The 11,470-nt window shown below is 53.0% G+C and carries 11 protein-coding genes; 8 read left to right on the top strand and 3 right to left on the bottom strand.

Translation table 11 applies throughout. The features are described from left to right. Positions 1-20: 20 nt before the first annotated feature. The 4 genes from pspE to tyrR all read left to right on the top strand — a co-directional run bounded on the left by pspE (position 21) and on the right by tyrR (position 4,628). Positions 21-338: a thiosulfate sulfurtransferase PspE gene (pspE, locus tag HV345_RS11505; RefSeq protein WP_016153216.1), complete on the top strand. Its 318-nt coding sequence runs from the start codon at positions 21-23 to the stop codon at positions 336-338. A 142-nt stretch (positions 339-480) separates the two neighbouring features. After that, entirely contained in the window at positions 481-1,878 is a 1,398-nt protein-coding gene (locus HV345_RS11510) for a YcjX family protein (RefSeq protein WP_181636647.1), read from the top strand. Continuing rightward, on the top strand, positions 1,875-2,936 hold the full coding sequence (locus HV345_RS11515) for a YcjF family protein (protein ID WP_181636648.1): 1,062 nt from the start codon (positions 1,875-1,877) through the stop codon (positions 2,934-2,936). Before HV345_RS11510 ends, HV345_RS11515 begins: the two co-directional genes overlap by 4 nt. Positions 2,937-3,083: 147 nt before the next feature. After that, positions 3,084-4,628, top strand: a complete 1,545-nt coding sequence (gene tyrR / locus HV345_RS11520) for a transcriptional regulator TyrR (RefSeq protein WP_016153213.1) — start codon at positions 3,084-3,086, stop codon at positions 4,626-4,628. A gap of 715 nt (positions 4,629-5,343) precedes the next feature. Here tyrR and tpx read toward each other — a convergent pair. Continuing rightward, positions 5,344-5,850 (bottom strand): thiol peroxidase, encoded by a 507-nt coding sequence (tpx, locus tag HV345_RS11525; protein ID WP_016153212.1) that lies wholly within the window; start codon positions 5,848-5,850, stop codon positions 5,344-5,346. 115 nt (positions 5,851-5,965) lie between these two features. On the opposite strand from tpx, the gene ycjG reads away from it, so the two are divergent. After that, positions 5,966-6,931: an L-Ala-D/L-Glu epimerase gene (gene ycjG, locus HV345_RS11530; protein ID WP_016153211.1), complete on the top strand. Its 966-nt coding sequence runs from the start codon at positions 5,966-5,968 to the stop codon at positions 6,929-6,931. Here ycjG and mpaA read toward each other — a convergent pair. Further along, entirely contained in the window at positions 6,906-7,634 is a 729-nt protein-coding gene (mpaA, locus tag HV345_RS11535) for a murein tripeptide amidase MpaA (RefSeq protein WP_016153210.1), read from the bottom strand. The genes ycjG and mpaA overlap by 26 nt on opposite strands. Positions 7,635-7,818: 184 nt before the next feature. On the opposite strand from mpaA, the gene mppA reads away from it, so the two are divergent. Next, a complete protein-coding gene (gene mppA, locus HV345_RS11540; protein WP_016153209.1) occupies positions 7,819-9,432 on the top strand; it encodes a murein tripeptide ABC transporter substrate-binding protein MppA in 1,614 nt (537 codons plus the stop codon). A 108-nt stretch (positions 9,433-9,540) separates the two neighbouring features. Here the strand turns inward: mppA and HV345_RS11545 are convergent, their stop codons facing one another. Continuing rightward, on the bottom strand, positions 9,541-10,311 hold the full coding sequence (locus HV345_RS11545; protein ID WP_065554831.1) for a DeoR/GlpR family DNA-binding transcription regulator: 771 nt from the start codon (positions 10,309-10,311) through the stop codon (positions 9,541-9,543). Positions 10,312-10,428: 117 nt separating this feature from the next. On the opposite strand from HV345_RS11545, the gene HV345_RS11550 reads away from it, so the two are divergent. Then, the gene (locus HV345_RS11550; RefSeq protein ID WP_181630555.1) at positions 10,429-10,812 is read left to right on the top strand and encodes a VOC family protein; all 384 of its coding nucleotides are present in this window, start codon (positions 10,429-10,431) and stop codon (positions 10,810-10,812) included. Between the two features lie 215 nt (positions 10,813-11,027). Next, positions 11,028-11,435, top strand: coding sequence for a cupin domain-containing protein (locus tag HV345_RS11555; protein WP_172976620.1), 408 nt, complete (start codon positions 11,028-11,030; stop codon positions 11,433-11,435). Positions 11,436-11,470: the final 35 nt, after the last annotated feature.

An 11,470-nucleotide genomic window follows, 5' to 3' on the forward strand; every position in this document is an offset into this window, starting at 1 on the left:
CTATCAGTCAGGAAGATATTATGTTGAAAAAAGGCGTATTAGCGTTGGCACTGGTCATCGGCATGCCGGTTTTTGCAGCCGAGCACTGGATTGATGTTCGCGTTCCTGAACAGTATCAACAGCAGCATATTCAGGGGGCGGTCAACATTCCATTAAAAGAGATGAAGGCGCGTATCGCTGCTGAAGTTCCTGATAAGACCGACACCGTGAAGCTGTACTGCAACTCCGGGCGTCAATCGGGGCAGGCGAAGGATATGTTGACGGAAATGGGCTACACGCAGGTGACCAACGAAGGTGGCATCAATCAGATAGCGCTTCCTAAAGTAGAGAATCAATAAACCGCTCGCATTCCTTCTGCTCCAGGCGGTAAGAATAATGCCGCCTGTTACAGATCAGGTAGTTGATAAGTAAGAATTGACCCCTATCTTTACTTCCTGTTTGTTATAATTTCTTCGGTTCCTTCAGCAAAACGGGATGGCGATGAAGCGACTTAAAAATGAACTCAATTCGCTGGTTAATCGCGGCGTAGACCGGCATTTGCGCCTGGCTGTCACCGGACTTAGCCGTAGCGGTAAGACGGCGTTTATCACCGCGATGGTAAACCAGTTACTCAATATTCATGCCGGTGCGCGTCTGCCGTTGCTCAGTTGCGTGCGCGAAGAGCGTCTGCTCGGCGTTAAACGGGTTCTACAACGCGATTTTGGTATTCCGCGCTTTACCTATGATGAGGGACTGGCGCAGCTGTATGGCTCTCCGCCGACCTGGCCGACACCTACGCGCGGTGTGAGTGAAATACGCCTCGCGCTGCGCTACAAATCCAATGATTCTTTACTGCGCCACTTTAAAGACACCTCCACGCTGTACCTGGAAATCGTCGATTATCCGGGGGAGTGGCTGCTCGATTTACCGATGCTGGCCCAGGATTATCTCAGCTGGTCGCGGCAAATGACCGGATTATTACAGGGACAGCGGGGCGAATGGTCGGCAAGATGGCGGCAGTTATGCCAGGGGTTGGATCCGCTGGCGCCTGCTGATGAAAACCGTCTGGCGGAAATCGCTGCCGCCTGGACGGAGTATCTGCACCAGTGCAAGCAGCAGGGACTGCATTTTATTCAGCCGGGCCGTTTTGTTCTGCCTGGAGATATGGCGGGCGCGCCTGCGCTGCAGTTCTTCCCGTGGCCGGACGTTGATGCCTGGGGGGAATCGAAGCTGGCGCAGGCAGACAAACACACCAATGCGGGCATGCTGCGCGACAGGTTTAATTATTACTGTGAAAAAGTCGTGAAGGGATTTTATAAGAATCACTTCCTGCGCTTTGACCGTCAGATTGTGCTGGTCGATTGTTTGCAACCGCTCAATAGCGGGCCACAGGCGTTTAACGACATGCGTCTGGCACTCACCCAACTGATGCAAAGCTTCCATTACGGACAGCGTACGCTGTTTCGTCGGCTTTTTTCCCCGGTGATCGACAAACTGCTGTTTGCCGCCACCAAAGCCGACCACGTCACGGTCGATCAGCACGCCAATATGGTGTCGTTATTGCAGCAGTTGATCCAGGACGCCTGGCAAAACGCTGCGTTCGAAGGTATCAGCATGGATTGTCTGGGACTGGCATCAGTACAGGCAACCACCAGCGGCCTGATCGATGTGAAGGGCGAAAAGATCCCGGCGCTGCGTGGTCATCGTCTGAGCGATGGTGAACCGCTAACCGTTTATCCGGGGGAAGTGCCCGCGCGTTTACCTGGACAAGCATTCTGGGACAGCCAGGGCTTTCAGTTTGAGGCGTTTCGCCCGCAGGTTATGGATGTTGATAAACCCTTACCGCATATTCGTCTTGATGCCGCGATGGAGTTTTTAATAGGAGATAAATTGCGATGAGCGAGCCGTTAAAACCGCGTATCGATTTCTCAGGTCCGCTAGACGTGCAACAAAACGCGGCGTTTAAAGCGCAGCAGATGTTCAATGAAACAGAGGCGCAGACTTTTTCTCCGGCGACAGTGGATGAACCTCTGCAAGACGAAGGTCAGGCTGAGGCCGTCATTGATGCGGCCCTACGCCCCAAACGCAGTTTGTGGCGCAAAATGGTGATGGGCGGGTTGGCGCTGTTTGGCGCGAGCGTTGTCGCTCAGGGCGTACAATGGACCATGAATGCCTGGCAAACTCAGGACTGGGTCGCGCTGGGAGGATGTGCCGCTGGCGCATTGATTATCGGCGCAGGTGTCGGATCGGTTGCGACCGAGTGGCGTCGGCTATGGCGTTTGCGCCAGCGTGCACACGAGCGCGATGAAGCGCGTGATCTGCTCCACAGCCATGGAACCGGAAAAGGTCGTGCATTTTGTGAAAAGCTGGCGCAGCAGGCGGGTATCGATCAGTCCCATCCGGCGCTACAGCGCTGGTATGCCTCAATTCATGAAACGCAGAACGATCGCGAAGTCGTCAGCCTGTATGCCCATCTTGTGCAGCCGGTGCTGGACGCGCAGGCCCGACGTGAGATTAGCCGTTCAGCGGCGGAGTCCACGCTGATGATTGCCGTCAGTCCGCTGGCATTGGTGGATATGGCGTTTATTGCCTGGCGAAACCTGCGGCTGATTAATCGCATTGCATCGCTGTATGGCATTGAACTCGGTTATTACAGCCGCCTGCGTTTGTTCCGCCTGGTGCTGCTAAATATCGCTTTTGCCGGGGCCAGTGAGCTGGTGCGGGAAGTGGGAATGGACTGGATGTCGCAGGATTTAGCCGCCCGCTTATCGACGCGTGCCGCGCAGGGTATTGGCGCGGGGTTATTAACGGCGCGTCTGGGTATTAAAGCCATGGAACTTTGCCGACCGCTACCGTGGATCGATGACGATAAGCCACGACTGGGCGATTTTCGCCGTCAACTAATTGGTCAGGTGAAAGAAACCTTACAAAAGAACAAATCTCCGCGCGAAAGTTAGCTAAAAATTGGGCGCCAGTCGTTTAACTTTACGTCCCGGCGCCTGATTTTCCAGCGAGCTGTCAATATTTGTTGACAGAGTTCTTCCTGCAAACCCAATACTGTCTTATCATTTAATACATAATCCCTTGTCCAGGTGAAGGTTCCTATGCGTTTGGAAGTCTTTTGTGAAGACCGACTTGGTCTGACCCGCGAATTGCTCGATTTACTGGTGCTGAGAAGCATTGATTTACGCGGTATCGAGATTGACCCCATCGGGCGGATTTACCTCAATTTTGCGGAACTGGAGTTCACCAACTTCAGTAGTCTGATGGCTGAAATCCGCCGTATTTCAGGGGTTACGGATGTGCGTACCGTGCCCTGGATGCCTTCCGAACGAGAACATCTTGCGTTGAGTGCGCTGCTTGAGGCGTTACCAGAACCGGTCCTTTCTCTGGATATGAAAAGCAAAATCGAGATGGCGAACCCTGCGAGCTGTCAGCTTTTCGCGCACACTCAGGATCGGATGCGCAATCATACCGCCGCCCAGTTAATCAATGGGTTTAACTTCCAGCGCTGGCTCGAAAGCAATCCGCAGGATTCTCATAGCGAGCATGTCGTAATTAACGGACAGAACTTCCTGATGGAGATTACGCCTGTCCATTTGCAGGGTGAAAATCAGGAGCAGATGCTGACCGGTGCTGTTGTCATGCTGCGCTCCACCATCCGGATGGGGCGTCAGCTGCAAAATATGACTACGCAGGATCTGAGCGCGTTTAGCCAGATTATTGCCGTCAGCGCCAAAATGAAACACGTAGTGGAACAGGCGCGTAAGCTGGCGACACTGAGTGCGCCGCTGCTGATTACTGGTAATACCGGCACCGGCAAAGATCTCTTTGCCCATGCCTGCCACCTGGCAAGCCCGCGTGCGTCGAAGCCGTATCTGGCGCTGAACTGCGCGTCAATTCCTGAGGATGCGGTCGAAAGTGAGCTGTTTGGCCATGCCCCGGAAGGCAAAAAAGGCTTCTTTGAGCAGGCGAATGGCGGCTCGGTTCTGTTAGATGAAATTGGCGAAATGTCGCCGCGTATGCAGACCAAATTGCTGCGTTTTCTCAATGACGGCACGTTCCGCCGCGTGGGAGAAGATCACGAAGTTCATGTTGATGTCCGCGTGATTTGCGCGACGCAAAAGAACCTTGTGGAAATGGTGCAGAAAGGGCTTTTCCGTGAAGATCTCTATTATCGTCTGAATGTACTGACGCTAAATCTGCCGCCGCTACGCGATTGCCCGCAGGATATTATGCCGCTTACCGAACTGTTTGTGGCGCGCTTCGCCGACGAGCAGGGCGTGCCGCGTCCGAAGCTATCTGCCGATCTCAGCACGGTGTTAACCCGCTACGGTTGGCCGGGCAACGTGCGTCAGCTTAAAAATGCCATCTACCGGGCGCTGACCCAGCTTGAAGGCTATGAGCTGCGGCCGCAGGATATTTTACTGCCGGATTACGATGCGGCAACGGTTGCGGTCGGAGAAGAGGTGATGGAAGGATCGCTGGATGAAATTACCAGCCGCTTTGAACGCTCTGTGCTGACGCAGCTTTATATGAATTATCCCAGCACGCGCAAACTGGCCAAGCGCCTCGGCGTTTCGCACACCGCGATTGCCAACAAATTGCGTGAATACGGCCTGAGCCAGCAGAAAAAAAGCGAAGAGTAACGCGGTAAATGAAAATGCCTCCTGGCCGGAGTAATACTTGTCAGTTAAGCATTATGGAGAACATGTGATTTCGGCTCAGGGTTCCGTTCACCTCAGTGGTATTACTTTTCTGAAGCGCAGATACCTGTGAACGTGCAAGGGAGGCTCACCGCCGCTTCCCTTGCAACCCAGGCTCCCGGCGGGAAAATCGTCGCTGCGCGATTCATTCGTCTTATGCCGTCTGCCTGTCGGGTCGGGGCCGAGCCTGCGTCCCTGCAGGCCGTCCCCTCTGCCCGCATCCCTGCGGGCAAACCCGGTCAGCCGTCAACGCCTCATCGATTTTCAGCCGGACGGGGTCATCGCTGCAACGCACTGACTTCCAGTTAACTCTGTTTTGCTATTCAGATAAAAAACGCAGGTAGTCAGGTGTGGGCTGGTCCGGCTGAAAATTGCCGACGTGTTTCCGTAAGGCCGGGAGAACCCGCAGGGATGCGGGTTCAGGGCGCGTTTTGCAGGGACGCTACCTCGCGCCCGGCCCGGTAGCCTGGAGGAATAAACGGAGGGGACCGCGGAGCGGCAATTTTCCCGCCGGGAGCCGGGATTGTTAAGGGTACGGCGATAGTACCCTTAACACGTTCACAGGTCGTATTGCCTCAGAGAAGTGACAAACATGAGGTGAACGTAGCAATACGCTGGAGGCAACAGATTCATTACCTCCGTATGTGCAAGACGTGGCTTAAGCTTTCAGTACGTCCAGCGCAGCAGTGTAGTCTGGCTCGTTGGTGATTTCATTGACCAGTTGGCTGAAAACGACGTTGTCATTTTCATCAATAACGACCACGGCACGTGCGGCCAGACCTTTCAGTGGGCCTTCAGCGATTTCTACGCCGTAGTTTTTCAGAAATTCTGCGTTGCGCAGGGTGGACAGCGTGATAACGTTGCTCAGACCTTCCGCGCCGCAAAAACGTGAATGGGCGAATGGCAGGTCGGCCGAAATGCACAGTACGACGGTATTGTCGATTTCTGTCGCCAGTTGGTTAAACTTACGTACCGATGCCGCACAAACGCCGGTATCGATGCTTGGGAAAATATTCAGCACTTTGCGCTTGCCTGCGAACTGGCCCAGCGTAACGTCAGACAGGTCTTTAGCCACAAGGGTAAAAGCCTGAGCTTTGCTTCCAGCCTGAGGAATTGAGCCGGCAACTGTAACCGGGTTGCCCTGGAAATGAACGGTTTGTGACATGGTTATCTTCCTGTTTACATATAGTTAACGTCGAGGCTAGTTTATGCCATCAGCAGTTAACACGGCAAACGCTATTTGCGGATATCCGCTTCAGGGACTGCATTAAGGAAAGCAAATGAGAACAGTTAAGGTGTATGAGGAAGCCTGGCCGCTGCACACTCCCTTTGTTATTGCCCGTGGGAGCAGAACCGAAGCGCATGTGGTGGTGGTTGAAGTGGCAGAAAACGGCGTCACGGGTATTGGCGAGTGCACACCGTATCCGCGCTATGGTGAAAGCGATGCCTCAGTGCTGGCGCAAATTATGAGCATTGCCCCACAACTGGAAAATGGACTGACGCGTGAAGAGCTGCAAAAGCTGCTGCCAGCGGGAGCCGCGCGTAATGCTGTGGACTGCGCGTTGTGGGATCTGAGTGCGCGTCAACAGCAACTGTCACTGGCAGAGTTGGTGGGAAGTGAGCTGGCGGAAGTGGTGACGACGGCGCAAACCGTGGTAATTGGCACGCCGGAACAAATGGCGGTGAGTGCGGCTGCACTGTGGGAAAATGGCGCGAAACTGCTAAAAGTTAAACTGGATGCGCGCTTGATTAGCGAGCGGATGGTTGCTATTCGTGCAGCAGTCCCTGATGCCACGATTATTGTCGACGCCAATGAATCCTGGCGGGCAGAAGGTCTGGCGGCACGCTGCCAGCTTCTGGCTGATTTAGGGGTGGCGATGCTGGAGCAGCCGCTGCCAGCGCAGGACGATGCCGCGTTGGAAAATTTTGTGCATCCGCTGCCGATCTGCGCAGATGAAAGCTGCCACACCCGCAGCAGCCTGAAAGCGCTGCACGGGCGCTATGAAATGGTCAATATCAAACTGGATAAAACAGGCGGCCTGACGGAGGCGCTGGCGCTGGCAACCGAAGCCCGCGAGCAGGGATTTGCGCTAATGCTGGGCTGCATGTTGTGTACTTCCCGGGCGATTGGCGCGGCGTTACCCCTTACGCCGCAGGTTAACTTTGCCGATCTTGATGGCCCTACCTGGCTTGCCAGCGACGCGGAGCCGGCCCTGCATTTTACGACCGGACAACTTCATCTCTAGGGTGCCAGCGCAGGAGATTGGACATGGCCAGCAGGTATTTCTCGCTCGCTTCATCTGAAGAGATGGGCGGAAATTCGGCGGTTATACAGTGTAAGTTCAGGTCTGCGCACCAGCTTCCAAATGAGCCGGGCGTTTCATAACCTACGCTGGTGACGAGAGGTAATTCAAACGACTGCGCCAGCCACGCGCCTAATTCGCTGCGCCTGGGATCTTCAATACAGGCCAGCGGATCGTGAAAAGAGACCACCCACGCAGGATGAATTCGGTGAATAAGCTGGCACAGCGCCTGGGTTTCTGGTTCTGAGCCCGGATTTTCGCCGGTCAACAACACCACATCGCGTTCTTCTGCGCTGCTGTTCCAGCGATACACCGTTTCACCCGCTTTCCAGTTGGCAGCGGGAAAGTTACGGTTTAGATCCACTCCGTTCGCATTTGCGCGCAGCCCGAGCTGGCAACCGTCAGGGTTAACCGCCAGCACCACATGGTGACGACGTAAGGAAGGGTTAAGCGTACGCAATGCGCAGGAAAGGGTGACGACCGATGCGTTTTCGTCGCCGTGCGTTCCTGCCAGTATCAGACCGCTTTCGCGATCGGCCGCCATTGCGGGAAACCAGATTAGCGGCGCGCCTAATAATGAACGTCCGTAATGTTCGGTTCCAGGTGGGAATGCGCCGCGCTCGGCACGGGGTCGGGTAACGGTCATAGTCATCTCTGAATGCGTGGATTGTTACTCGCAGTGTTGTGCAAAATGTATGGATAATCAAATCGTTTTCACACACTTATCTTTTCAGATGTAATATTATTTCCTTGTCGAAAGTTAATTGCATTTCCTGCTGGCGATACAAATAATTACACATTCACTTAGTAGCCGGAATTGAGGGTATTTTATGCAGCATTCTGTTTCAGTAACCTGTTGTGCGCTATTGGTAAGCAGCATTTCATTATCCTGGGCTGCTGATGTTCCCAGCGGAACGGTACTGGCAGAAAAACAAGAACTGGTGCGTCATATCAAAGACGAACCGGCGTCATTGGATCCGGCAAAGGCCGTCGGGCTTCCTGAAATTCAGGTTATTCGTGATTTATTTGAAGGGCTGGTCAACCAGAATGAGAAGGGCGAGATTGTGCCCGGTGTTGCCACTCAGTGGAAAAGCAACGATAACCGTATCTGGACGTTTACGCTGCGCGACAATGCGCAATGGGCAGATGGTACGCCGGTAACGGCGCAGGATTTTGTCTATAGCTGGCAGCGTCTGGTTGACCCGAAAACGCTGTCGCCGTTTGCCTGGTTTGCTGCGCTGGCGGGTATTAACAACGCACAGGCGATCATCGATGGAAAAGCCTCGCCAGATAAGCTCGGCGTTAGCGCGATCGATGCGCGTACATTGAAGGTCCAACTGGATAAACCGCTGCCCTGGTTTGCTAATCTGACGGCGAGTTTTGCTTTCTATCCGGTACAAAAAGCTAACGTTGAGAGCGGTAAAGATTGGACCAAACCAGGCAATCTAATTGGTAACGGCGCCTATGTGCTCAAAGATCGCGTGGTGAACGAAAAACTGGACGTTGTGCCGAACACGCATTATTGGGACAACGCCAAAACGGTGCTGCAAAAAGTCACCTTCCTGCCTATTAACCAGGAATCGGCAGCGACCAAGCGCTATCTTGCTGGTGATATCGATATTACCGAGTCGTTCCCGAAAAACATGTATCAGAAACTGTTGAAGGACATCCCGGGCCAGGTTTACACCCCGCCGCAGCTTGGCACTTACTACTATGCCTTTAATACCCAGAAGGGACCGACTGCCGACTCACGCGTGCGCCTGGCGCTCAGCATGACTATCGATCGTCGCCTGATGGCGGAGAAAGTTCTGGGTACCGGCGAAAAGCCCGCATGGCATTTTACGCCGGATGTAACGGCAGGGTTTGTGCCGGAACCTTCACCGTTTGAGCAAATGAGTCAGGAAGAGCTGAACGCGCAGGCGAAAACGCTGCTGCGTGCGGCGGGCTATGGTCCACAGAAACCACTTAAACTGACGCTGCTGTATAACACCTCTGAAAATCATCAGAAGATTGCTATTGCTGTCGCGTCTATGTGGAAGAAAAATCTCGGCGTTGACGTGAAACTGCAAAACCAGGAGTGGAAAACTTATATCGATAGCCGCAATACCGGCAATTTTGATGTGATCCGCGCCTCGTGGGTGGGCGATTACAATGAGCCATCTACGTTCCTGTCGCTATTAACATCAACCCATACGGGCAATATCTCCCGCTTTAATAATCCGGCGTACGATAAAGTGTTGACCCAGGCAACCCTGGAGAATACGCAGAAAGCGCGCAATGCTGATTATAACGCTGCGGAGAACATTCTGATGGAACAGGCTCCCATTGCGCCGATTTATCAGTACACCAACGGGCGTTTAATTAAACCGTGGCTGAAAGGGTATCCGATTACTAACCCTGAAGATGTGGCTTATAGCCGCACAATGTATATTGTGAAGCACTGATATCGCTGGCATGTTCGGGACGTTGCATTGGCGATTTCCCGAACAGACAAGGCTGTGGAGAAGGTGAGTCATGAAAGCAATGGAAAAGGTATCACCCAATAGAATGGGTTACACTGTATAAATACGAATGTCGTGCGCCTGAAACGCCGTGGCATACTCTTTGCTGATATTTTCCTCGACGACAATTACATCGATATTGCTGCTTTCGGTAACGACATAACGGGCGACAGCCGGGATTTTTTCAGCCGTCAGCGCGACAATAGTTTCATTACACTGTTTGATCACCGCTTTTTTGAACTCACAATCCGCGTAATCAAATCCGGTTAAGCCGGATTCTGGCGACATCGCGCAGCCGCCAATAAATCCCTGATCGAATAAAATGCCCTGCACCTGCGAGATAGCGGTGGCACCCACGCACCCTCCAGAAGATCGTTGCACCGCGCCGCCCAGCATAATGACATCAAACAGTGGTTTTTTTAGTAAAACGGCGGCAATCTCCGGGGAATTTGTTACCACAGTTAACGCCAGCTCGGCGGGTAGGGCTTCAGCCATCGCCAGATTAGTACTGCCCGTGTCGATAAAAATGCAGCTTCCGGATTTGACCATCCGGGCGCATCTCTGCGCGATATTGCTCTTTTTCGCCACATTAATACTCTTGCGCACGGTGATGTCTTCGGATTCAGGGAGTGCAATGACCGCGCCGCCATAGACTTTTTTACACACGCCGTCTTTACTCAGTTCATGCAGGTCGCGGCGGATTGTATGTTCCGAAACGCCTAACCTGCTGGCGAGTTCGGAACAGATGACTCTGCCGTTTTCCTGCAGGATCTGATAGATAAGCGCCTGGCGCTGTTCAGGGAATGCTGCGTAATCGAGCATCAATACTCCAGTGAAATAAACATCGAGCAATAACAAGCATAATTGTGCATTATGGTTCACGATGTCAACATCCCTTTAGGGAACCTATTGTTTGGATACAACAAGAAGAGGTTAGCTATGAAGGTTGCGCATGTGGCGTTATGGACACGGGATCTTGAGCAACAAGCTCAATTCTGGGTCACGTTTTTTGACGCAAAGATCAACGAAAAATACTGCAGTAAAACCAATCCTGGATTTGAATCCTATTTTGTCAAAATTGGTGAGGATATCGCGATTGAGTTAATGACTAAGCCTGGACTGACAAAACATGCTCCCGACAATAACACCTCAGGCTGGGTGCATCTCGCCATTTCAGTTGGCGGCAGTGAAAACGTTGATGCCATGGCGATGCATGCAAAAGAACAGGGGATATTAGTTTCTGACCCGCGCACCACCGGTGATGGCTATTACGAAGCGGTGATACGCGATCCTGACGGCAATTTGATTGAAATTGTGGCCTAAGGCTTCACGCCATCTCCAGTAGAAATGTTGTACCTGTTACCGACTATTGATGAGCATGATTCATAAGGTTGTCCTTCTTTTCACCTCTAATCACCCGCCTGTCGAGTCTCTATAATTTTTATAGTTTTCAGCATCGGTGGCGCGTGCTGCCACCGTTTTGGAGAGTCGAAATGCAAAATCAACGGAATACCGTCTCCAGCGCCGGCGCGGAGATTATGAGTCAACAATTTGATGGTAACAGCGTCTTTCCTCGCGGAGAGAAAAATGAAGCGTATGCGAAATATTTCACTGGCGACAGCTATCTGACTATGCTCTCCATGGAAGGCGTGGTCATTGGTAACGTAGCATTTGAGCCGGGCTGTCGTAACTTCTGGCATATCCATCATCAAGGGGGACAAATCTTGCTGGTGACCGGCGGCAGAGGCTGGTATCAGGCGTGGAATCAACCGGCGCGTGAACTGAAAACCGGTGATGTCGTACACATCCCGGCGGGAATGAAACACTGGCACGGCGCCGCGCGTGATAGCTGGTTTGCCCATATCGCTGTGGAAATCCCGGCAGCTGGCGCATCGAACGAGTGGCTTGAACCGGTAAGCGACGCTGAGTACAACCTGCTCCCCTGAGCTGTGCGGGGCACGCGTTCTGCAGGTAAAGAATC

This window comes from Citrobacter sp. RHBSTW-00986, assembly GCF_013783065.1.
In the GTDB taxonomy this organism is placed as follows: Bacteria; Pseudomonadota; Gammaproteobacteria; order Enterobacterales; family Enterobacteriaceae; genus Citrobacter; species Citrobacter braakii.